This window comes from Tengunoibacter tsumagoiensis, assembly GCF_003967535.1.
Lineage (GTDB): Bacteria > Chloroflexota > Ktedonobacteria > Ktedonobacterales > Ktedonobacteraceae > Tengunoibacter > Tengunoibacter tsumagoiensis.
On record NZ_BIFR01000001.1, the window covers coordinates 210,149 to 234,372 of the forward strand.

Annotated in this window: 19 protein-coding genes; 9 read left to right on the top strand and 10 right to left on the bottom strand. The window is 50.6% G+C overall.

Annotation, left to right across the window (positions count from 1 at the left end; translation table 11 throughout):
- Positions 1-136: 136 nt before the first annotated feature.
- Positions 137-1,369, bottom strand: coding sequence for a glycoside hydrolase family 1 protein (locus tag EL628_RS00850; RefSeq protein ID WP_126577922.1), 1,233 nt, complete (start codon positions 1,367-1,369; stop codon positions 137-139).
- A gap of 336 nt (positions 1,370-1,705) precedes the next feature.
- Here EL628_RS00850 and EL628_RS00855 point away from each other — a divergent pair, with 336 nt between their 5' ends.
- Positions 1,706-3,121 carry a replication-associated recombination protein A gene (locus EL628_RS00855; RefSeq protein WP_126577923.1) on the top strand — a complete coding sequence of 472 codons (1,416 nt, stop codon included), beginning with the start codon at positions 1,706-1,708 and terminating at the stop codon, positions 3,119-3,121.
- Positions 3,122-3,127: 6 nt separating this feature from the next.
- Here EL628_RS00855 and EL628_RS00860 read toward each other — a convergent pair whose 3' ends face one another.
- Positions 3,128-3,715 carry an O-methyltransferase gene (locus tag EL628_RS00860; protein WP_126577924.1) on the bottom strand — a complete coding sequence of 196 codons (588 nt, stop codon included), beginning with the start codon at positions 3,713-3,715 and terminating at the stop codon, positions 3,128-3,130.
- A 55-nt stretch (positions 3,716-3,770) separates the two neighbouring features.
- On the bottom strand, positions 3,771-4,751 hold the full coding sequence (locus tag EL628_RS00865) for a ribokinase (protein ID WP_161975182.1): 981 nt from the start codon (positions 4,749-4,751) through the stop codon (positions 3,771-3,773).
- 323 nt (positions 4,752-5,074) lie between these two features.
- On the opposite strand from EL628_RS00865, the gene EL628_RS00870 reads away from it, so the two are divergent.
- Positions 5,075-5,797 (top strand): sensor domain-containing protein, encoded by a 723-nt coding sequence (locus tag EL628_RS00870; RefSeq protein WP_126577926.1) that lies wholly within the window; start codon positions 5,075-5,077, stop codon positions 5,795-5,797.
- Between the two features lie 136 nt (positions 5,798-5,933).
- Here the strand turns inward: EL628_RS00870 and EL628_RS00875 are convergent, their stop codons facing one another.
- Entirely contained in the window at positions 5,934-6,815 is an 882-nt protein-coding gene (locus EL628_RS00875) for a DMT family transporter (protein WP_126577927.1), read from the bottom strand.
- A 188-nt stretch (positions 6,816-7,003) separates the two neighbouring features.
- Here EL628_RS00875 and EL628_RS00880 point away from each other — a divergent pair, with 188 nt between their 5' ends.
- Positions 7,004-7,936 (top strand): alpha/beta fold hydrolase, encoded by a 933-nt coding sequence (locus EL628_RS00880; protein ID WP_126577928.1) that lies wholly within the window; start codon positions 7,004-7,006, stop codon positions 7,934-7,936.
- A gap of 6 nt (positions 7,937-7,942) precedes the next feature.
- Here the strand turns inward: EL628_RS00880 and priA are convergent, their stop codons facing one another.
- The 3 genes from priA to EL628_RS00895 form a co-directional block, all read right to left on the bottom strand.
- Positions 7,943-10,567, bottom strand: a complete 2,625-nt coding sequence (priA, locus tag EL628_RS00885; protein ID WP_126577929.1) for a replication restart helicase PriA — start codon at positions 10,565-10,567, stop codon at positions 7,943-7,945.
- Between the two features lie 2 nt (positions 10,568-10,569).
- Complete coding sequence (gene mutL, locus EL628_RS00890) at positions 10,570-12,780, bottom strand: DNA mismatch repair endonuclease MutL (RefSeq protein WP_161975183.1); 2,211 nt, start codon at positions 12,778-12,780, stop codon at positions 10,570-10,572.
- Between the two features lie 493 nt (positions 12,781-13,273).
- Positions 13,274-14,566, bottom strand: coding sequence for an NAD(P)/FAD-dependent oxidoreductase (locus tag EL628_RS00895; protein ID WP_126577931.1), 1,293 nt, complete (start codon positions 14,564-14,566; stop codon positions 13,274-13,276).
- A 209-nt stretch (positions 14,567-14,775) separates the two neighbouring features.
- Between EL628_RS00895 and EL628_RS00900 the strand changes: the two genes are divergently transcribed.
- Positions 14,776-16,143: a dipeptidase gene (locus EL628_RS00900; RefSeq protein WP_126577932.1), complete on the top strand. Its 1,368-nt coding sequence runs from the start codon at positions 14,776-14,778 to the stop codon at positions 16,141-16,143.
- A gap of 374 nt (positions 16,144-16,517) precedes the next feature.
- Here the strand turns inward: EL628_RS00900 and EL628_RS00905 are convergent, their stop codons facing one another.
- Entirely contained in the window at positions 16,518-16,859 is a 342-nt protein-coding gene (locus EL628_RS00905) for a cupin domain-containing protein (protein WP_126577933.1), read from the bottom strand.
- A gap of 23 nt (positions 16,860-16,882) precedes the next feature.
- On the opposite strand from EL628_RS00905, the gene EL628_RS00910 reads away from it, so the two are divergent.
- A complete protein-coding gene (locus tag EL628_RS00910) occupies positions 16,883-17,314 on the top strand; it encodes an aminotransferase-like domain-containing protein (protein ID WP_126577934.1) in 432 nt (143 codons plus the stop codon).
- Here the strand turns inward: EL628_RS00910 and EL628_RS00915 are convergent.
- The gene (locus EL628_RS00915) at positions 17,288-18,124 is read right to left on the bottom strand and encodes an isocitrate lyase/PEP mutase family protein (RefSeq protein ID WP_126577935.1); all 837 of its coding nucleotides are present in this window, start codon (positions 18,122-18,124) and stop codon (positions 17,288-17,290) included. The genes EL628_RS00910 and EL628_RS00915 overlap by 27 nt on opposite strands.
- Before the next feature lie 311 nt (positions 18,125-18,435).
- Between EL628_RS00915 and EL628_RS00920 the strand changes: the two genes are divergently transcribed.
- Complete coding sequence (locus EL628_RS00920; protein ID WP_126577936.1) at positions 18,436-19,212, top strand: enoyl-CoA hydratase-related protein; 777 nt, start codon at positions 18,436-18,438, stop codon at positions 19,210-19,212.
- A gap of 124 nt (positions 19,213-19,336) precedes the next feature.
- Here the strand turns inward: EL628_RS00920 and EL628_RS00925 are convergent, their stop codons facing one another.
- On the bottom strand, positions 19,337-19,774 hold the full coding sequence (locus EL628_RS00925) for an NUDIX domain-containing protein (RefSeq protein WP_126577937.1): 438 nt from the start codon (positions 19,772-19,774) through the stop codon (positions 19,337-19,339).
- Between the two features lie 169 nt (positions 19,775-19,943).
- Between EL628_RS00925 and EL628_RS00930 the strand changes: the two genes are divergently transcribed.
- From EL628_RS00930 to EL628_RS00940, 3 genes are all read left to right on the top strand, one after another.
- Positions 19,944-21,212, top strand: coding sequence for a putative hexosyltransferase (locus EL628_RS00930; protein WP_126577938.1), 1,269 nt, complete (start codon positions 19,944-19,946; stop codon positions 21,210-21,212).
- A gap of 243 nt (positions 21,213-21,455) precedes the next feature.
- Positions 21,456-23,069 (top strand): ribonuclease Y, encoded by a 1,614-nt coding sequence (gene rny / locus EL628_RS00935; protein WP_371859664.1) that lies wholly within the window; start codon positions 21,456-21,458, stop codon positions 23,067-23,069.
- A 138-nt stretch (positions 23,070-23,207) separates the two neighbouring features.
- Positions 23,208-24,092, top strand: a complete 885-nt coding sequence (locus EL628_RS00940) for a PHP domain-containing protein (protein WP_126577940.1) — start codon at positions 23,208-23,210, stop codon at positions 24,090-24,092.
- Positions 24,093-24,224 lie beyond the last annotated feature (132 nt).

Sequence of the window (24,224 nt, forward strand, 5' to 3'; positions counted from 1 at the left end):
GGGCTCCTAGCCCTACCTCATTCTTCGCCTATTCGGAAGGCATCTTGGTACGGAGAATCTCACCCATCAAGAAGCCCAGCAGTGAGTCCCATTATAGTATCGGAAACGGCTCCGCACTATCGCTGCCTGGAGCTGCCTAAAAACCGTTGGTGCGGGCAATCTGACCGAGATGATAGGCGCTTGGCTTGAGAATACGCTCCTGCGTTTTGCGATCTACCGCTATCAATCCAAAGGTTGGCAGATAGCCACTACTCCATTCAAAGTTGTCCATGGCAGACCAATAGGTATAACCAAGCACCTCGATACCATCCTGTAGGCAGGCTGCGATACCGCGTAATGCCTGCTCAATATAGGCTACACGGCGCGTATCATCGGTAGTTGAGAGGCCATTCTCGGTGACAAGAACGGGGATATTTGTCTTCTCACTGGCATAACGAACCGTAGCTTCCAGCGCCTGAGGCCAGAACTCATAGCCCATCTGTGTGAGCTCTACCCCCTCTTCTGATCCCAACGGCCCATCAGGACCAAATCTCTGCCGACTATAGGTCTGAACGCCTATAAAATCATCGCTATGGACCGCTTCTAGATAAACATCTATTAATTGATGGCGCATCCGAGCAGCCATCTCTTCACCACCTGGACCCGCCTGAATATCCTGCATTGCCAACGTCAGGCCAACTTTACAACCGGGTGCCACAGCCTTGATGGCCTGTGTGGCCTGCCGATGAGCCTCTAAAATAACCTCACGACCACGCTCGTCATCTGCATAGAGAAAGGGGGTAAATGTTGTCGCATCGCTGCCAACCTGACGTGCTGCGGCTTGATACCAGGCCAACTGCCGCTCTGCGCGGAGAGGAGGGTTAATGATAGCAGAGACTAAGGGGCCAATATTGACCTCGTTCATTGTACAGGCAACAGGGATCAGATCTCCTAGATGGGCCATGGCTCGTCCACAATAACGAGCAAATTTGGCCGGGGTCTCCGCCGACTCCCAACCTCCCGCAGCAGCCAGCCAACGAGGCGATGTAAAGTGATGAAAGGTGACGAGCGGCGTAATACCGTGTTCATGGCAAGCCAGGAGTACTCTCCGATAATGCTCAAGTTCGGCAAACGAAAATTCACCCTCTTCTGGCTCGATACGTGCCCACTCGAGCGAGAAACGATACATGGTAAATCCTAGATCAGCCAATAGTCTGATATCATCTCGATAACGGTGATAATGATCACAGGCATCACCTGAGACATCAGCATACGGTGTACCTGGAATATGCTCTATGACCCAGTTGTCATTGTAGTAATTGCCACCCTCCACTTGATGGGCGGCAGTTGCTGTTCCCCAGAGAAATCCATGCGGAAAAGTAAACTCCATTGTCAGCATCTCCTGAGATTCTATAGTACCTTATATATCCTTGCTATATAGCAGAAGTTGGTTGGAGCATACCATCTTTACCTCATCACTGTCAAAACGTTCTCTGGGATGAGGTAGAGAAATAAAAGAATGCTGAATAGTAACAGCAGGTCTGAAGCCGTCTCACATCCCGAAAACACCCTCCTCTCTTCAGACACATGCTAAACTATGAGACAGGGCTGGCTCTATTCTCTTCGTGAAATGTGGTATGCTACAATAACGCGCCTCACAATCTCTACCCTGAATAACACCGAATAGACGTGAATGTACGTTGCAGAAATAGAACGAAAAGTGGATATGGTACATCAAACATCACTCTTTGATGCGGAACCGGAACACAATCCAACCGCACAGCCTAAAAATCAACCGCTCAATCCTCTTGCACCCGGCGAACCACTGGCTGCGCGCATGCGTCCACGCACACTGGATGAGATTGTGGGCCAGGAGCATCTCTTAGGGTCTGGTAAGATCTTACGCCGCATTATTGAGGGGGATAAGATTACTTCGATGATCTTCTGGGGCCCTCCTGGGAGTGGCAAAACAACATTGGCTGAGGTGATCGCCAATCATACCCATGCGCGTTTTGTCCGCCTGAGTGCGGTCTCGGCTGGTGTTGCGGATCTGCGCAAAACAATGGAAGAGGCGAAAAAATTTCGCTTTACAGGCAAACATACGATTCTATTTGTTGATGAGATCCACCGCTTCAATAAGGCTCAGCAGGATGCGATCCTCCCCCATGTTGAGGGCGGCACTGTGACCCTGATCGGTGCTACGACCGAGAACCCCAGCTTTGAGGTCAATGCTGCACTTCTCTCTCGCTCACGCGTTTTTGTGCTCCATGGCCTCAATGAGGAGCAGATTGTCTCAATCCTGCATCGTGCGCTCACCGATAATGAACGTGGCCTGGGCAGATTACACGCTCTTCTGGACGACGATGCGCTTCAGCAGATCGCTATCTATGCCAGCGGAGATGCTCGGACCGCACTGAATGTCTTAGAACTGGCAGTGCTTAGCCATAAGGTAGATGCCAGCGATGAGACACCTGTGCAGATTACGCTCCCCATGATTGAGGACGCAATGCAGCATCGTGCACTGCTCTATGATAAAGGCGGCGATCAGCACTACGATATGATCTCCGCACTGCATAAAGCTGTACGCGGCTCTGATCCCGATGGAAGTCTTTACTGGCTCATCCGTATGCTTGAAGCTGGCGAAGACCCGCTCTATCTAGCTCGCCGCGTGATTCGCATGGCCTCAGAGGATATTGGGCTCGCCGATCCACAGGCGCTCGGCATCTGTGTAGCGGCTCAACAGGCAGTGCATTTTGTAGGCATGCCTGAAGCAGGGGTTATTCTAGCCGAAGCTGTAGCATATCTGGCAACAGCACCCAAAAGCAACTCGGTCTATAATGCCTATAATCAGATCCGCGCAGAGATCCTCAGCGGACATAATGATCCTGTTCCCCTCTGGATACGCAATGCTCCAACCAGCCTGATGAAGAATCTGGGCTATGGCAAGGAGTATAAGTATGCCCATGACTACTATAAGGATATGTCCGTTGAGGACGCGGAACGTCCTCCTGTAGGCAAACTACAGGAATATCTCCCGGAAAGCCTGGTCGGCAGACGCTTCTTCGAACCAGGTCAACAAGGGAGAGAGGCCAGTGTCAAACGCTGGTTAGAGAAACGGAGAGAGGCTGAGCGTCCTGATTAAACAGACTCAGGCCAGCTTAACCGCAATCATAACCCCTGTCGAAATATTTAATCTGGTGATCTGGACATCGGTACGCTGTTCAAAATTAGCAATCAGTGCATCGACCTGCTCAGCATGTCCCTGCGGCCAGGAAGGCTTGAAATGCAGATCGTGAATCACATAGAAGCCTCCCGTTTTGAGCAGCGAAAGCGTCTCTTCCAGAAGCACAAATTTGCCAGGCGCAGTATCAGCAAAGATGAGATCAAATCTCTTCCCCTCATCATGAAAGGTCTGGATAAATGATTCAGCCTCAGCAAGCAAGATAGTCACCCTCGCATCCTTGCTCAGATAGCGTTTGGCAATCGTAGAGACGTTCTCATTGCTATCAAGCGTAATAAGATGCGATTGCGCATCCATACCATCAAGCAACCAGGCTGTTCCCATACCAGTTCCGGTGCCTAATTCAAGAAAGACCCCTGCTGGCTTCGAGGCTACAAGAGTCCGCAAGAGTGACCCGATGACCGAGTCCGAGGTCATAGTGTAGCCAGTATCCTTCGTCGTTAATTCAAGGTCGGATACAATCGCCGGGGGCTTAATCTTTGTCGTTTCTGACATAGTTATTCTCTCCATTCGTTAACCATCAGGCTCATCCCTACCAGAAGAGCAACCTTTAATGGGGCTGTAACAATTCATCAACCTCGTGGACAGTTGGAAGCGAAGCGATCGCGCCTTTACGTGTCACCGTAACGGCTCCAGCTGCACTCGCACGTTGCAGGGCCTGAGGCAGAGGAATATTCTGTACAAGATGGGCCGCCAGGGCTCCACAAAAAGCATCACCAGCAGCGGTTGCATCAACCGCTTTGACGGCAAACGGCGGCAGATGCTGGTGCTCTGTTGCCGGTAGTGGTGTAGGGCTATCCTGCTGATAGGTACTCCACAAAGCACCTTGCTCGCCCATCGTAATTACTACATGCTTTGGGCCTTTCTTCAACAGGTCCTCGGCTGCCTCCTGGGCCGCTTCCAGCGAGGTTACTGGACGCTGCGTCAGCGCTGCGGCTTCCACCTCATTTACAATAAGAATATCGACAAGATGAAAGAGCTCGTCGCTCAATGGTTCGCGAGGGATCGGAGCAGCATTTAAAATCGTTGTCATCCCTAACATTCGAGCATGACGCAATCCCTCCAGATAGGAGACGCGACTGGTCTCGCACTGCGTCAAAAAGAGGCCGGTCCCAGACCCCTCTTTTTGAGCTTCGGCAGCAGCAGTCTCCAGGGCCTGGATCACCGTCTCAGCCGGAACAGCAAGGTTGGCTCGTGGATTAGCGACAATGACATTCTGTCCCGTCTCTTCGGCAATAATGACCAGCGAGACGCCTGTACCAATGGTTGGATCGCGTTGAATAAAGGCGCTGCTAATCTCTTCTGCCGCTAAAATAGGAAAGAACTCATCGCCAAAGGTATCTATACCCACTCTGCCCACTAAAGAGACATGAGCTCCCAGACGTCTGGCTGCAATCGCCTGATTGATCCCTTTCCCGCCTTGAAAGGTATCAAAATCATTACCCAGCAACGATTCGCCAGGATAGGGTAATCGAGGAGCACGAGCCACCAGATCCGTGATGAGACTTCCTAATACAACAACTCTGCCCATAGTTGTTTCCCCACTTTCCTCAGTAATCTGGCCTCTATCAATAGCGCAGATCACACAGGCTAATTCGTACGCTTTCAGTATAGCATGTGCGAGCTCTCGCCTTGTAGAATAGACACTTTTCATACGGAGATCAGTCCAGCCATATAGACACATAACTGTAACATTTTTGCCATATTCTTGCGATCTTCCTCAGCTATTCTATGGACAGAGAGATGACACACAACAAGAGTCACTGTCTACACCCAGATACAAACCTTTAAATCGCAAAGCTTTAAATCACAAACCTTTAAATAGAATAAAAAGTTTCAAGAGGAGAACATATCATGCAACAGGTATTCACAAACGATCGCCATAGAAATGGACACAAGGAGAATATTGGTCTCTCTATTCTCTACTTATTACTTTCGTTCCCGCTCAGCCTGCTCTACTTTCTGTTTGTTGTGATTGGCCTGGCAGTAGGAATGAGTACTGTCGTGATCTGGATCGGCATTCCCATCCTTCTCATAACTATGGCTGGTCTACGGGGAATCGCTATCGTTGAGCGAGATCTGGCTGCAAGTATGCTGCATATTGAGATGCCTCGAACCGGGCGCGAGCATCATGGGGAGAGAGGACGCGGCTGGTGGAACTGGTTGAAGAGCAATGCCAGTGACCCTTTGACCTGGCGCAGCCTGCTCTATGTACTGGTAAAGTTTCCGCTGGGCATTAGCGCATTTGTGATTGCCCTGACGCTGCCGATTCTCTCATTGACTCTCTTGCTTAATCCGTTAAGTTACCTTCTGAGTACTTACATTTATAGTTTAGTCAATGCCTCTGGAAGTCACTATCATGAATGGATGCTCTTTATGTACATTGATGGGCACTTTGATCCATTGACGTTTGTGCTCTCATTCCTGGCAACGCCCCTGGGCGTGCTCTGCTGGCTGGCAACCCGCTGGCTGCTCAATGGCATGGCCCATGGTCTGGGTGCCTTCACTCGTGGAATGCTCACGACCTACAGCTACGAACAGGTTCGTATCCAACCAAAATATGAGCTGTATAGCTAGAGCCATCACTATGCATAACGAGGTTCATATGATTGCCCTGACGGTGATTAATGGCTCTCTTAGTATATGAAAAATGGCTCTTTTAACAACTCCATTATCCCTGTATACTGCTGGTGCTGGCAGAAATTCACAACAGCTATATATTCACCAATGCAATTCCCGTAAAGATAACAAGGATGCCCATCCATTGATTTTGTTGCAAGCGATCGTGCAATAAGAACCATGCCAGGATCACTGTAACAACGCTATAGAGGGATGAGAGCACCGTGACGATGGCGAGCTGTCCATGCTGCAAGAGGCCGGTTGTATAGGCTATATAGCCCAATGTGTCAAAGAGGCTAATGCCCGCAATACACCACCAGATGCTACCACGGGGCAGCTTGAGCGGCTGACGGATCAACGGTGCACAGATAGCCAGGAGCAAAGGAGTCAGACCACGAATGAGCCAGACTGGAATAATTCCACCCAGATCGCCAGTCACGTGATAACCAAGTATCCAGAATGTCGCCCCATATCCACAGGCCGCCGCCAGGGCGAGATAGATACCAGCCAAAGAACTTCCACGCCACACAAATGGACGCAGACCCCTCGCTGGACGCTTAAAAGGGGTTGCAGAGAGGACAACGCCGATAAAAATAACGAACAACGCCATCTGGTGGAGAGATGAGAGATGCTCACCGCTCACAAAAGCCAGCATGACCGTTACAGCAGAATAGCTGGCAGCTATTGGTGAAACAAGCGCGAGGGTGCCAACTTCAAATGCCCGATAGAGCAGTAGCGAACTACCAACATTTAAGACCACTGCCACAAGGGCCCAGATCCACGGCTCCCACGGACTACTCGCCCAGCGCTGCTGTAACTGACCTGTGGTAAGTACATAGAGGCTCAAGCCTATAAATCCAAGAAATTGAATGAAGAAAAGGGTACGATATGTACCCAGGCGAAGGGTTGCAAAACGAGCCAGAAAGTCACCGGTCCCCCAACAGATCGCCGCCATTAAGCCAAGAAAAATTCCCATAGAGGTTATTCTATGGGAATCTCAGCAAATACGCAAGGTCTCGCCGATCAGGTTCGTTATTTCTCAAGAATTTGTAAAATCAAAAAAATGACTCATGATTCAGCAACTTTTTAATAGACACAGCAGTATCAATTAGTGATGGCTTTTTTGGTTATAGATGACAAGGAAATACAAAGGGTAGCTTGCTCATGAAAACAAAACTTCTCGTGGCTGCCATGATCTGTCTGACTACGACTAGCGTCATGGGGAGCATTGCCTCTTACAAAACCTGGAAACGAAAGGCTCTGGCCAGTTTACAAGCTGGGAGTCAGATCGTAAACACAGGTGTTGGACCTGTAGAGTATCGTATTAGCGGAAAAGGGCCCGCCGTCCTTATCGCTCATGGCACACCCGGCGGGTATGATCAGAGCTTTGCCTTTAGTAAGCTACTTAGTATGACGGAGCGCTCACGCTCCAACACGATGAAACATACATTTATTTCACTTTCTCGTCCTGGTTATCTACAGACACCACTTGAGTCTGGCCGTACGCCTGCCGAACAGGCGGATCTCTATGCCTCTCTGCTGGATGAATTGGGCATTCAACAGGCCTCCATCATCGGTTTCTCGGGCGGTGGACCTTCCGCTCTCCAATTTGCGCTGCGCTATCCCGAGCGCTGTCAGAAACTGGCAATCATCAGTGGAGTTGCACAGAGCTATTCAGAGGAGGAGCTCCAGGCTGGCTGGTCGCCTCTACAACGCTGGTTCAGCCAGTTCTATAGCCGTTTGATCCTCTTTGATCCTCTGCTCTATGCCATGTTGCCATTCGCTCGCTTAGCGCCGCAAGCGGCAAGTGAGGATCTCTTACGCTCGGTGATGATGTATTCAATCCGACAACAGGGGTATGAAAACGATATGGAACAATTTCTGGCCTTAAAGCCCTATCCACTGGCACAGATCAAGGCTTCAACCTTTGTTTTACATGGGACGGCTGATGGCGAGGTCCCTTATGCAGATGCAGAGCTGCTTGCATCACAGATCCCCAATGTACAGCTGGTGACCATTAAAAATGGCGGGCATCAGGCTTTTTACACCCATGCCCGCTTTGCAATGCCGCTGCTCAGAAACTTTTTAACTCAATAGGTCCCATTAGAGGGTGCTGGTAGGATCGATATCGATCTCCCAGCCAGCTGCATCAATGACGCGCAAGAGACGATGCAGGTCGGGGCCGCGAGCAATCATCTGCCAGTGATATTTCCCGCGCAGGCGCTCCATCAGCGCAGGCGCGGGCCCCACGATATCGGTCTCCTGTAAGCCCAGCCGCTCGATCCAGTCGCAGAGCCGTTCATAGAGGAGCAGCGCCTCGTTCTGACAGCGATGCCGATTCTCATGACTATAGGTGAATTTTACGAACCTTCGAAACGGTGGATAGGCATACCGTCTCCTGGTCTCGATCTCGGTTGCGTAAAACTCATGATAATCGTGACGCGAAGCCGCATCAATACAGAAATGCTGTGGGCTAAAGGTCTGAATAATGACTCGTCCTGGCTCGGCTCCTCGGCCAGCCCGACCCGCTACCTGGGTCATGAGTGTAAATGCTCTCTCAGCGGCTGAATAATCAGGCAGGTTGAGCGCAATATCAGCAGAAACGACGCCCACAAGGGTGACTCCAGGGAGATCGAGTCCCTTGGCGATCATTTGAGTGCCGATAAGAATATCGGCCTCGCGGCTCGCAAACCGATCCAGAAGCTGCTCATGAGCTCGCCGATTGCGAGCGGTATCGCGATCCCAGCGCAAAAGTCGAGCCTGTGGAAAGCTCTTTTGAATGGTCTCCTGCACTTTTTCGGTTCCTAAACCAAAGTAGCGCATGCCTGCACTCTTACAATTGGGGCAGAAATGTAAGATCTTGCTCTGCCTGCCACAATAATGGCAGAGTAAAATATGCTCAGTTGAGTGATAGGTGAATGAGATATCACAGTTCTCGCAGATGGCCACATAGCCACAATCACGGCAGAGCACACAACTGGCCGCGCCACGGCGATTCAAGAATAAAATGGCCTGTTGCTTCCGTTCCAGTACACGCTCTAGCTCTTCGTGCAAACGTCGACTAATGATGCTTGTATTGCCTGTGTGGAGCTCTGTGCGCAGATCAATGATCTCGACAGGAGGCAGACTGGCTCCGATACGTCCTGGTAGCTCAACCAGCTGATATTCACCAAGGTTGGCGCGAAAAAAGGTCTCGACAGATGGCGTTGCGCTCCCTAACACAATGGGAATATCCATAATACGGCTTAGAGCAATCGCTGTCTCACGAGCATGATAAGTGGGACGGCGCTCGCTCTGTTTATAGGCTGGCTCATGCTCCTCGTCAACAATGATCAGGCCAAGATCAGCTACGGGTGCAAAGAGGGCCGATCGCGAACCAATCACTACATCCACTTCACCTGCACGAATACGACGCCATTCGTCATAGCGCTCACCTACACTCAGCTCGCTATGAATAATCGCGACCCGATTAGGAAAACGACCGGCGACACGAAGGACCGCCTGCGTCGTTAACGCAATCTCTGGGACCAGCATAATACCACGCTGACCCCTTTCAATCAGGGCTGCCAGCGCTTGCAGATAGACCTCGGTCTTCCCACTTCCGGTCACACCATGCAGTAAGATGGGACGATGCTGATAATCTGGACCAATAATACTCTCTAAAGCCAGTAATTGATCAGGCGTTAAATCTAATGGCTGTGTTGCCAGCAGAGATCGCTCAAAAAGTGGATCGCGCCGAATCTCTGTCTCTTCAATCACGACAATCTGATCACGAACCAGTTGCTGAAGCTGAGCTGAGGTCATTTTGCTGGCCTGACACAGCGCATGAGGAGTCCAGTGGCCTGCTGGCTCATGCTGGCTATGCAACAACAGATCAATTGCGGCAAGCTGGTGCTGTGCACGTAAGCTCTCTTTATCCTGTGTGGTCAGAGTCAAAGTAAGAGCTGGAGCTGTCTCGCTGGGCACCGCCCAGGGATTCGCTGGCTCTTCGCCCTTCTTGCGGCCGGGTCGACGGCGCATTGGCTCTGGAGAGAGGGCGATATCGTTTGAATGCTGAAGGTGCTGCTCAATCAGTGCCTGCATCCGCATCTGCCAGTTTTGCAACTGATCACCCTGGGCCACTAAACGAACGACACGTTTGATGCGTGCTTTCGCTCGTGGAGCTTCCAGATCAGCATCCTGTGAGATAAGGTCACTGGCTCGCGCCTGCTTGAGAACTTCACGCGCACGCTTGACTCCTAGCATCTCACGCAGTCTCTCGACATTTACTTCACCTTCTGAAAGCAGGAGTCCAATCAGTGCCCGCATCTCTAAAGAAAGGCCCTGCATGGCCTGCGAGCGAGCCTGCTCATCTTCAGAGAGACGAAGCACAAAACGTGAACGCTGCATCAGACCGGGTGGCAACATCATCATTGCTACCTGAGCCAGCGGGGTTACATAGTATTCTGCAACCCATTGTGCCAGCGCAATCTGATGCGGAAGAAGCGCGGGAATCGGATCAAGGAGAGCATGTAAGAGCCGGGGAGGCTCATCGAGCTCCTGCAGATCTATGGCATCGCTCTCCAGATGAACATACCAGATGATCCCTTCTACCAGCCGCTCGCCGTATGGCACAGCCACCAGTTGACCTAATTGCATCTCAGGCTCCAGATCGTCAGGAACCTGATAGACCAATAATGGGTGCTCGGTGTTCCAACTGGCCGCAGAGGTCAGCACATCAACAAGCATGCTTAACGCCTCTCAAATTCACGAGCCAGGGAGGTCAGGCCAAAGTGCACCATTGTGGGCCGTCCATGGCAACAACTAAAGGGAGCTTTTGTCTGTTCCAATTGCTCCAACATCTCACGCATCTCGCTCACCGTGAGAAAATAATTGGCCTTGATCGCTGCCTTACAGGCGACATTGGCCAGTGCACGCTCTTCCCACGTTTCGGTATGACCCAATTGCTCTTCAGCCGTCAGTTCGACCATCAATTCCTGAAGCGAATGGGCATTCATCTGCTTGACCAGGATGCCAGGGACGGCCTTGATCTCCAGACTACTATCCTCCGCCAGTTGAAAATGGAAACCTATCTGCTCCAGTTGCTCCTTGTGCTCCTCGATCATCTCCAGTTCACCGGGTGCAAGCTCTAGACGAAGTGGTGTAAGCAGTAGCTGTGACATCGGCGTACGAGCCTTCATTGATGCGACCATTCTCTCAAGCAAGATACGCTCGTGGGCGGCATGCTGATCAATCAGATACATACCGTTTTCCCCCTCAGTGACAATATAGCTCTGCGAAAGCTGGCCGATGACCCTCAATTTGGGTAGACGGCGCTGCTGATGCGGATCAATACTCTGACCAGAGAGGATTTCTTCTTGAGGTTCCTGAACGCCGGGCGAAAGCGCTACAACTTCTCTCTCCCAACTTAACTGCTGTTCAGGCTGCTGCCTGGATAGAATTGCTTGCTCACCTGGCTGCTCTTCTGGCTGCACATATCTGGTCTCATCCGCATCCGATTGACGAGATCTGGTCTCATGCGCATCCCCTTGACGAGATCTTGTCTCACTCGCATCCAATTGACGCGATCTGGTCAAAGAAGAGGTCTCTGAAGTCGGCGGAGGGTTCAGGCGGGCCGGGCCGGGCCCTGGTGTCTCAGTCTTTGTCTCTGGTCGACGCACATGGCTCTGCCAGAGCCGTCCAGATAATGGCGGCTTACTTCCAGTCTCTTCTTCGCTTACCGTTACCCAGGGATTATCCATTGGAATAGCGCGAGAACGCTTCGGGGACGCTTCTTCTGAAGTTGTATCTTCCTCCGCTTCATCATCTGTCTCCTCCTGGAGCGCTGCTATCAGAGGATCGTCTTCATCAGAAGCTGCCTCTGGAGCTATCGCAGCTTCCGGTAGAGCACGGTGAGCAGTCGCCCGAGGAGCTTGCTTCGGCTTCCATTCTGGCATCTCGGGCTCCTCTAACAGAGCGGCACGAACGGCTCGCAACACTGCTGCAAAGACGCGGCGCTCTTTTAAGAACCGAATCTCGGTTTTCGCTGGATGAACATTCACATCCAATAGAGACGGGTCCATATCGATATTGATCACAGCAATCGGATGGCGGCCAGTCAACAGGAGCGAATGATAGGCTCCCTCCACCGCAGTTGTTAACATGCGGCTCAATACCCAGCGACGATTCACAAAAAACGAGATATGTTGACGCGTACTTTTATAACAGGTTGGTCGGCTTGTGTATCCTGTCACAATCGGAGCATCGGAATCCTCTGTCCGATCGCCAGGGCTTAATGGCACCATCTGTTCAGCTATCTGCAAACCATAAACGGCGACCAGCACGCTGGAGAGCTGCCCATCGCCAGGAGTCGAAAAAATCTGTTTTCCTTCGCTAAACACGTTAAACCGAATCTCTGGATAGGCCAGAGCATACTGTTCCAGGAGATGATGACAATGGCTAATCTCGGTGGTACGGCTCTTTAAAAACTTTAGTCTCGCGGGCACTGCACTGAACAGATTGCGTACCGTAATAGTTGTGCCCTCAGGCGAGGCCGCTCTCGTTACTTCTGTGACCTGCCCGCTCAAGGCTCCAATCTGTCCCCCCTGCTCGGCCCCTCGCTGCCGACTTACTAACGTCACCTCCGCCACCGCTGCAATGCTGGCTAGAGCCTCTCCACGAAATCCTAACGAGCGAATCTGCTCCAGATCATCGATCTGCGCCACCTTACTAGTCGCATGGCGAGCCAGGGCCAGAGGGAGCTCCTCCAACGAGATACCACTACCATTATCTGTAATTCGGATCAATTGCAACCCACCATGCAGCAGATCAACACGAATCTGGGTTGCGCCAGCATCAATGCTATTTTCTATCAGCTCTTTTACTACAGAGGCTGGCCGCTCTACTACTTCGCCAGCAGCAATTTTGGCCGCCACATCAGGTGCAAGTTGTCGAATGGGCATGATTTCTTTATTCCTTAAGCATCGAAAATAAGCATGGAAAATAAGAACGCGTGTTCTGAACAGCATTATACCACAGATCACCTCAGATGAGCTATCCTTCTCAGTTTAACAGGAAAATGTACTCACTCCTTCGAAATTTGTTTCTCTTGTATTACAATACTTATTTTTACGTAAAAAAACGGACTTAACATTTTCTTAATTGACAAAGCAACTTTTACGAGTTACGCTTTCGGCGGAAACCCCCTATTGCATGGCATAAAATAGGTACGAAAGGACCTGCTAACCGTGTACTTTGATACAGAGACAGATTCTGGACCCTACGATGATGATGGTGAGCCCGAATCCTGATTAACAACTCATGAAATCTCACCAGGAGGCCAAGTCCAGGGTGGTGCTGTACGCATTGAACACATGCAGAGATAAGCAAAGATGCAAAGTGGGAGAAGGAGCTCTTCTCCCACTATCGATAAAATGGCTCTAACGGGTTGAGAGGTTATTGCGAAGGTAGCAACGAGGAGAGGTTAAAGTTTGGATCAGCCAATTGATTAACCTCGTGTGGGGCAGGGATACTGGCGGCGATTAATTCACGCCAGGTATCCATCTGCCCATCATCATTGACCATCAGGGCTGCACGAATGATCCCTTGTTGAAGATAGACTGCGGTAAACTTATTCTCGTTCATCTGGCCGCGAATGATGGTCCTGGCCTCGCTGGTAGGATAACCTAGCATATTAATGGAGAGGTCAAACTGGTCGGAGAAAAAATAGGGGACATGCCGGTAAGGCTCATCTGCTCCCACCATATTGGTACCGGCAATCTCGCCCGAGGCGATGGCGTTATCCCAATGCTCAAAATGCATGCGCTGAGCCAGTGGATCAGGATAGGCGGCAATGTCACCTGCGGCAAAGATGTCTGCTACCCTGGTCTCGAGGTGCTCATCTACAATAATTCCATGCTTTGGATCGATCTCTAACCCGCCTGACTCTGCTAGCTCTGTATTCAGTTGAATACCAATACCAATGATGACAAAATCACAGGGAATTTCCTGCATCTGGCTCTCTTTCCCCTTTGGGGCAATCTTCACGACTAATTTTCCATCTTTGCTATTGGCGATCGCTTCGACACTATGTTGATAGTAGAACATTGCTCCATGCCGCTCAAAGTAACTCTGAAAGTAGGCTGAGATTTCTGGCGCAACCATCTTTGGCCAGATGCGCTCCTGTGGCTCGATGATGCTCACTCTGGCCTCGTTCGAGAGCGCGCTGGCCGCTCCTTCAAGTCCAATAAAACCAGAGCCAATGATGACGATACGCTGCCCCTTTTGAATCTTCGCTCGCAACGTATCAGCATCCGCCAGGGTCCGCAACATATATACTCCGGGGAGCCGCACGCCTGGGATATCCAGTACACGCGGACGGCCACCAGTGGCCAGCAATAAGGATTTAAACGCAAGCGTTCGCCCATCCTGTAGCATGACGGTACGCGCCTGGGTATCAAGCTTTCTGGCCTCAACGTTGCGCAAAACTTCAATATTCTGCTCCTGATACCAATCAGGCAATTGCACATAGACTCCGCCTTTACCATAGACGCCATCTGCACCAATCTCTCCTCGAAGGTATTCTTTTGAGAGTGGTGGCCGGTGATATGGTAGGCGTTCATCGTTGGTTACCAGCACAATACTGCCGGTGCTATCCTGTTTGCGAATCTGCTCGGCTGCTGTTGCCGCTGCCAGGCCACCACCAATTAACAGGTAATCTACCATACGATCAGATTGCTTTGCTGACATTGATATGCTCCTCTTCTAAAGCCGCTCCAGGGGCGGTATTCATGCTATCTGTATCGTACACGCATAAGAGTACCGATAAGCTACTGTTACAAGTCTCTGTTCTCCTAGAAGTTGCCCACTCCTGATGAATCTTGTTGAAGATACCTGGACATTCTGACGCTCTCCTGCTACCATAACTGGCAATAAGATATTCCCAGAAAGGACTATACATGACACAATTAGAGAGCTACATTACAGAGCATAAAGACCGTTTTCTAGAAGATCTCAAGGGTTGGCTGCGCATTCCTAGCATCAGCACGCTGCCAGAACATACTGGCGATGTTCATCAAGCCGCTGCATATGCAGTCGATCAGCTCAAGGCCGTTGGCTTTGAACGTGCTGAACTCATCTCAACCGCTGGACACCCTCTGGTCTATGGCGAATGGTTACAAGCTCCAGGCAAGCCTACGATTCTGGTCTATGGGCACTATGATGTTCAACCTGTCGATCCAATTGAGCTCTGGACAACTCCTCCATTTGAGCCAACGGTACGCAATGAGAACATTTATGCGCGTGGAGCAGCCGATGATAAAGGTCAGGTGATGCTGATCTTTAAAGCGCTGGAAGCTCTGATGAATGTTGAAGGCAAACTACCGGTCAATGTGAAGGTGCTCATTGAAGGTGAAGAGGAGGCGGGTGGTGAGTCCATTGAGCACTATATTCGCACGACTCCTGAGCCACTGAAGTGCGATGCTGCGTTTATCTGCGATACACATGTGCCTTCCAAGGAGATCCCTGCGCTGATCTATGGTCTGCGCGGCATCATTTATACTGAGGTGGAGGTCTATGGAGCTCAACAGGATCTGCACTCTGGGACCTATGGCGGTATTGCTCCCAACCCTCTGCATGCGCTTGCCATCATTATTAGCCGGCTCAAGGATGCTGACGGACATATTCATATTCCCGGCCTCTATGAGAAGCTCAATAAGCCAACACATGCGGAAAAGTCTTTCTGGCAGCATGATCCTCTTCATATGAATGAGGCTCTGCGCGAAGAGATGGGGGTAGCTCAACTCTCTGGAGAGCTGGAATATCCTCCTCTAGAGCGTATCTCCGCTCGCCCTACGCTGGAAGTCCATGGCATTAGCGGTGGTTTTATCGGCGAGGGTGCCAAGACAGTTATTCCTGCCGTGGCGAAAGCCAAGATTAGTATGCGTCTTCCAGCCGAGTTTAAGCCTGATGAGATCTTTGCTCTGTTTGAACAGGCTGTTAAGGAGCTTGCTCCTTCCGATGTTACGGTAAAGGTGACGAATCTTCATAGTGGTGAGGGGGTACTTGTCTCGCCCGATACTCTTCCGATGAAAGCAGCAGCGGCGGCCCTGACTGAGGTCTATGGGAAAGAGCCCGTCTTCCTCCGTGAAGGAGGCTCGATTCCAATTGCAGCTTTGTTCAATGAGATCTTACAGGTACCCGTTGTTCTGATGGGCTTTGGCCTGCCAGATGACAACCTGCATGCTCCCAATGAAAAATATTCGCTCTCACAATTCTACAATGGCATCCGCACCGTAACCCGCTTCCTTCAAAAGATGGCATTATAACGATCAACAAAGACCATCATGAATGATGATTCCTACCCCTTACGCAATAAATTGCACCCTAAAAGCGATTTATCGCATAAAAGAGGTAGGGCCCATCATTCATGATGGCCGTGGGGACCCACTCCGCCTTGCTCCCCACCCTCATTCATGATCCCCGTCGTAACCCACTCCGCCTTGCTCCCCACCCTCATTCATGATCCCCGTCGTAACCCACTCCACCCTGCTCCCACCCTCATTCATGATCGATCGGGGCTCTCCACCGCTTCGATCCCCACTCGCTTCCCTCTTCACGCACACTTCATCATTCATGATCCCCGTCGTAACCCACTCCACCCTGCTCCCACCCTCATAAATGATCGGGACCCGCTCCGGACTTAAGGCTCAAGAAAGGTTTGAATCACACGCTTACTGGCGTGGATGGAGAGCAGTTGCAGTGGCTCTGTACCAGAGTTGATGAATTTATGGGGGGTATTGGGAGGGGCAATGACGATCTGACCCACCTGAATTTCAAGCTGAGCCTCTCCTACTGTAAAGGTTGCCTGGCCCTTTTGCAATACAAAGACTTCTTCATAGGGATGAACATGCAAGCCGGGACCTGAACCTGGAACCGTAAAAACCCAGAAAAAAGAGAAAGGCAGGTCCCCGTAATCCTCTCCCTGGAACCGATAGGCTGTTTCATTCAGTTTAAGCTCGTCTTTAGAAAGAATGTAATTCATAGTACCAGACCTTTCAGGTTTTTATGAGTATATTTTCGCTTTTTTTCGCACGCCGTATGGTTGATGTACATCACCCCATACTGGAGCAGATGGCGCTGGCAGATTTTATTGCCGAGGGCCATTTCACACGGCACTTACGAAGAATGCGCCTGCTCTACATAGAGCGGCGGAATGCTCTCATAGACGCGCTCACACAAGAAATGGGCGATATGTTGAACATACCTGTGCCAGAAGCAGGCATGCATCTGATGGCATGGCTTCCAGAGGGGATGAGTGCTCACCTGGCCTCTCAGCAGGCTGCGGCATATGATCTGCATATCATGCCTATCTCACAATCCAGGCCATCTCAACGCGATGGCCTGCTCTTTGGTTTTGCCAGCGCGACCCCCAAAGAATTGCGAGCAGGCGTTAAAACGTTGGCAAAGGCGCTACGAAAAAAGCGACCGGAGCTCTGAACCGGATAAAGCATCGGCATTCATGCTTGCATAGGTACCATGTTCACGCAATTCATGCGCAATTGTGCGTATATGACCAAGCGCTGAACGCATGACCCCATCTGCAAGGCTGACGCGAGCCACTCCAAGCTCCGCAAGTTCTGAGAGTGTGAGTTCGGGAAAACCACCCATAATATTAATGGGCCCATGAATCTCTTGGACCAGATGTGTAATCGTTGTGCGCTCAAGACGGCCAATTGGATACGCGCAATCAGCACCCGCTTGCAAATAGGCATTAGCTCTTTTGATGGCATGCTCAAGGCGGCTCTCTGGCTCGCCAATAGCAAGCAAAAACACATCGACACGCGCATTAATCACAAATGGTATATCCATAGATCTCGCTAGCTCACATAGCGCTTGAATCAGCTCAACCTGATAAGAGCTATCTACAAGTGCATCTTTCTGCTGCTTGAGCGAATCTTCGATGTTAATACCTACAACACCAGTCTCGATCACAGCTTGAACAGTCTGTAGCACCTCATCAATAGTATTTCCATACCCGGCTTCAATATCTGCTGTCACAGGGCACTCGACCACACGTGTAATTCGTGCAAGCGCATCAATCAACAGGTCCCGGCTTAGATTCTGGCCATCGTTATATCCTGAAGCGGCGGCAACGCCAGAACTGGTCGTGGCAACCGCTGGAAAACCTGCTTGTTCGATGATACGTGCACTGGCGGCATCCCAGACGTTTGGTAGAACCAGTAGCGGTGCCTGATGATGAAATTGTCTCAATTGTGCTGCTCTCTCTTGTTGTCTCAGAGAACCCATATTTATAACTCCCTTGCATATGCTTTCTTCTCATAGACTGTTAACGATGAGATCTTCCGATATAGCAACCATCAATACATGCAATACCAGACTGCTCATGCCTGTGACTATAAAGTAAGATCGGCCCCCTATACCATATCCAATTTCTGAGCTCTATAGAGAGCCATTATGGGTTTTGTCTGCATATGCGCCCTGTCACCTCGCCGAGAAGCAAGATTCTGTTTTAAAGAGCATGTTATACTACAAGAGCCATTCTGGCACAGGTAGCGTTATTTATTCCATACTTATACCATACTTATAAAGGAGTATTTATGGCGGAGTATCAGTATATCCTGGTGGAGCGCAAAGAGCGGGTAGGGATTGTGACTCTGAATCGACCGAAAGAGTTGAATGCGCTTAATTTTCAACTTGTTGCGGAGCTGGCAGATGCGCTTGAAGAGATAGATCGCGATGAGGAGATTCGCTGTATCATTCTGACTGGTGCTGGAGAAAGGGCCTTCGCTGCCGGAGCCGATATTAAAGAGATGGCCGACAAAACTCCCATCGAGATGTTCAGCGGCGGCTTTGCAGCGTGGGAAAGGATTCGCAGAATTCATACCCCACTGATTGCTGCTGTACAGGGCTATGCGCTGGGCGGGGGCTGCGAGCTCGCTATGCACTGCGATATGATCGTTGCAACAGAGAATGCTCGCTTTGGTCAGCCAGAGATAGGAATTGGCGTCATCCCCGGCGCTGGTGGTACACAGCGTCTTGCTCGTACGCTTGGCAAGTACCGCACAATGGAGCTGGTGCTTACAGGAGCGCAGATCAGTGCCCAGGAGCTGGCCGCCCATGGTCTGGTTAATCGAGTCGTCCCCCCCGGCGAACATCTGACGGTCGCCTTACAACTGGCTCAGACCGTAGCGGCCCAGGCTCCGCTTGCGGCGCGGCTGGCAAAAGAATCTGTGCAGGCAGCCTTTGAAACCTCTCTGGAAGAGGGACTCGAACAAGAGCGCAAAAATTTCTTTTTACTCTTCTCAACAGAAGATATGCGTGAGGGCATGAGAGCATTTGTGGAGAAGCGCAAGCCTGATTTCAAAGGCAGATAAGCTCCTTTATTCCCGGGTTGGCCGGGCAGATCCATCAATGCAAGAGAGGCACTTACTCCTGAGTAAGCAGATCTCTTGCATTGACGAGGTATTGTTAAATAGGAAACAGGCCCGAAACTCGAGCTTATTCTCCCTTGATTGCCGCTTCATACGCTTCTGACAGTTTGGGGACCGTCTGATAGCTGGAGAGCTCGGCAGGCTTGACCCAGCGCATCTCAGTTGCTTCCCAATCCAGACGAATCTCTTCAGGCGCGAGGACGAGAAAGAGGAACGGATGGATATAAAAATGTCTTCCCAGTTCTTCATCCCGATGTTCAACCACTCCCCCTCGCCTGAGCAGGTGCACCTGGTCGACATTCAGACCGGTCTCCTCCCGAATCTCCACCAGAGCCTGCTCATCAGGAGTCACACCCGGCTCTACAAAACCACTGATCCCCGCCCAATGCTGATGATAGCTTCCAACGCGTTGACTGCGCTGCACCAGCAGGATTTGAGGCTGATCCAGGTCAGTCCTCTGCAAAAAACAGGTCACCACGTGGGTCGTTCGTAACACTTTATTCATAAGATAGTGCTCCTTTTCTTGTAAAGGTGACAAGTAGAGAAAAAATTAGTATACTTTCACAGTAATTTATTTCTATGCTTAACACAATTTTAACAGCATTCACATCCTGAAAAAGCTCATCCAATCTTCTTTTAGGTTGTATTCATTCTAGTAGGAGTTGATATAGAGTATGCATGCAGAAGAATCAGCGCTAACAGCTCCCTCACTTTCGTCATCTCAGGTCAGCCCACGCGCTCAGTGGCGCAATACGTTCCAGCCCTGGGGCGAAGCACTCTTAGCGGTGCTTCCAATCTATCTGGTTACACGACTTGTCTTGTTTATTGTTACTTATCTGGGCGGAGTGCTCTTTCCGCTCCCAAATGGTTCAAATTTTGCATTGAGTGGCAATAGTATTTTGTATACCTGGTATCACTGGGATGCCTTGCGCGAGGTAAGCCTGGCAACGCAAGGCTATACAGATATAAGCACAACAGGTTTTTTCCCGCTCTACCCCGCACTGGTCCGCACGCTTCACAGCCTATTCCATCTTGATCCTCTGGTCCTGGGAATGTTACTCTCCAATCTCGCTTTTCTCTATGCTTTGCTTGTGCTCTATAAGTTAAGTGAAGAGAACTTCGACCGTACGCTGGCCAGACGAAGCGTGCTCTATCTTACAATCTTCCCTACTGCGCTGCTCTGTAGTACCGCCACCAGCCTCTCGCTCTTCCTGGCGCTGACGTTCAGTAGCCTCTATTGCCTTCGTCGAGGTTCCTGGTGGCTGGCCGGACTCTTTGGCGCACTGGCTGCACTTACCGATGGCTCTGGCTGTCTGCTATGGCCTGTCTTTCTCTATGAATTTTTTAGTCAGTTGCGCCTTCATCCTTCCTGGCAACAACGAAACTATCTCGCCCTTAGCAGAGAGCTTGTGCCGATATCTGCAAGCCTGCTGATTCCACTTGGCTGGGGAGTCTATGCGTATGCTCTCCAAAAACAATTCCAGGATACTTTTGCCTTTCTGCATCCGCAGAATGGAGAACAATTCAGTGCACCCTGGAGTTCAGTTGGCAATCTGTTTGGTCAGATCTTCCACAATTCGCTCTATACCTCTGCCAATACCCACAGCCTGTTTGAACTCAGCCTGTTGCTCTTTGCCCTCACTCTGCTCGTGCTCTGCTGCATTGGTCCCTGGCGCTTTCAGCGTAAGGATGGAAGCTTGATCCTCTCTGGCTTTTTGTTTCTTCTCACTGCTCTCAGCTTCCCTCATCTCCCCAATGCGCTAACCAATGTATTCGATCCGCTTCCTTCACTTCAGGCAAGCATATTGGGGGCTGTGATGATCTTTGTACTGTTAGCGCGGCTGGGAAAATTTTCATGGCTACATCATAGCTATCTCTTGTGCGCATTTCCACTCCAGATCTTTCTGGTCTGTCAATTACTTACCAATCATTGGGCTTTCTAACCCTTTTACGATAAAAAATGGAAAAGCACAGCCTCCCTGCTTGTTGGGAAGCTAGAGACTATTTTTCTATATGATGTGTAAGAAGCAAAAGCATGAGCCACTGCTTCTACCACATATTTTATAGCTCACCCCCGCTTTTCTTCTTGACGTATGGTTAACACTCTTATATAGTATGCTTGGCACATAGTACACTTTTGTACATTGCCCATCCGACACAAACATATAGAGTACACATATGTGGTCATATTCGAGCCTATAATGGGCCTGTTCGCTTATCACTGGAGGTTGGCCGACGTGACAACTAACATCGTCGTAGCCCTCATTGCTGGAGTTATTCTTCTCCTTATTGGTGTAACCATTGCGCTCTACGCCGGCTATCTTTACGGATCAGCGCGGCAGAAAAACAAGTTTGAAGAAAGCTTGCGCCTTCAAAAGGAAGCCAGCGAACTCAAATTGCTGGAAGTCCAGGAACAACAGCGCGAGGCATTGCGCGAAACCCGCGAGGAGACAGCTCGTTTCCGTAATACGATTGAACGCGAAAATGCGGAACGTCGTACGGAGATGCAGCGGCAAGAGCGGCGCATTCAACAAAAAGAAGAGAACCTTGAACGTAAGATCGATGCCCTTGAGCAACGTGAGCGAAAAGTATCTACCCGCGAGCGCTCCATCGATCAAGTACGAGTTGAGGTTGAGGAACTGAAACAGAAACAATTAACGGAATTGGAGCGAATCTCAAATCTTACTCAGGATCAAGCCCGTGATCTGCTTCTGTCTCAGATTGAACAACAGACCCGCATTGAGGCGGGCCAGCGCATTCGCCGGATTGAGGAGCAGGCCCGCGAGGAGGGCGAATCCCGCGCACGCGAGATTATTACTCTGGCAATTCAACGCTGTGCCTCCGATCAAGTTGCCGAGGCTGTAGTCTCGGTTGTTCCACTCCCCAATGATGAGATGAAAGGTCGCATTATCGGTCGAGAGGGTCGCAATATCCGGGCTCTTGAGGCGGCAACGGGCGTTGATCTGATTATCGATGATACTCCTGAGGCGGTGATCCTCTCTGGCTTTGATCCGGTTCGACGCGAGGTAGCTCGTCTTGCATTGACAAAGTTGATCCTGGATGGCCGCATCCATCCCGCACGTATCGAGGATGTGGTGGCTAAAGCTCGCCAGGAGGTCGATCTGATCGTGCGCGAAGCTGGCGAAAACGCTGCTCTGGAGGCCAATGTTCATGGACTCCAACCTGAACTTTTAAAAATCCTAGGTCGCTTGCATTTCCGAACCAGCTATGGGCAGAATGTGCTGGCTCACTCGGTCGAGGTCTCGATTCTCGCTGCCACTATCGCTCATGAGTTGGGGGCCGATGTTACTGTCTGTAAGACGGCTGCACTGCTACATGATATGGGGAAAGCTATTGATCAAGAGGTCGAGGGCCCTCACGCGATTATTGGTGGAGAGGTAGCGCGCCGCTTTGGTAAATCACCAAAGATTATTCATGCCATGGTGGCTCATCACGCCAGCGAGACTGAGCCTCAGACGTTAGAGGCTGCAATTGTACAGGCAGCAGATGCTATCTCAGCCGCTCGACCAGGCGCTCGTCGCGAGACCATTGATCTTTATATCAAACGTTTAGAGGCGCTGGAACAGATTGCCAATTCATTTACCGGGGTCGAAAAGTCGTTTGCTATTCAGGCTGGCCGCGAGGTCCGCATTATTGTGAAGCCCGAAGAGGTGGATGAGTATGCTTCAACCCGGCTAGCAAGCGATATTGCACATAAGATTGAGGAGAGCCTGGACTATCCAGGTCAGATTAAGGTCTGTGTAGTGCGCGAGACTCGCTCTGTCGATTATGCGCGCTAACTCACGCCTGTCGCTTTGATGGCATATAATAACAGAAGAAAGAAAGAACGCAGCTGGCACTAACCCTACAAACAGTGGGGGAAACTGCCTCCTGCGTTCTCCTTCATTGACGTCCATAATTAAAGAGGAAGCATACTTATGGCACAGAAAATTGATTTGCATACGCACTCCACGGCTTCGGATGGAATCTATTCACCTACCGATCTTCTCCATCTTGCGCAACAGGCGCAGATTGGGACGCTAGCTCTGACTGATCATGATACTACCGATGGCGTGGTGGAAGCGGCGGCGGCGGCGGCGGCTCTCAATATCGATTTTATTCCGGGCATTGAGATCAATACTGATGTAAGTGGCGGCGAGGTCCATATGCTTGGCTATTTTCTGGAATATGAACAGCCTGCCTTTCAAAATATTTTGAAGGTACTGCGTGAAGCTCGTATCCTTCGTGGACAGCGCATGGTTGAACTGCTCAATGCTGAAGGGGTAGAGATCTCGTGGGCCCGAGTACGTGAGCTGGCTCAGGGCGCGGTTGGTCGTCCCCATGTTGCAAAGGCGCTGATGGAGGCTGGCTATGTCCAGAGTATTGGGGAGGCATTTGATAAATATATTGGTAAGGGCTGTCCAGCCTATGTGCCACGTTATAAGTTGACGCCTCTGGATGCAGTTCATCTTATTACTAGCGCCAATGGGCTGCCAGTGATTGCTCATCCGATCGGCCTGCCTGGTCTGGTAGAGCTCCGAAAGTGGTTGCCAGAGCTGACTTCTGCCGGTCTGGTTGGGCTGGAGACCTATTATGGGCCCTATACTCCAGAGGAAGAGCAACAGCTTCGTACTCTGGCTGATGAGTATGACCTGATTCCTACGGGAGGCACAGATTTTCATGGTCCTGGCATTCACCCTACGCAGCTCGGAGGTCGCCATGTCCCGGTTGAGGCTGTTGAGCGCTTGAAAGCCGAAGCCGCCAAACGACACGGACGTATTCCTCCTCGCTTTGAATTGCCTGCTCCAGTCGAAGAAAAATAATTGGACGTCTGGCATACTAGCTAGAGAGGGTTATACTAGCTAGTATGCCAACCCGAATAATGGTATGTGCCTATGTAGTAAGGCAAGTAGGTACGCAAAACCTGCCTTCTTCATAAAGCACATACTAAAAAG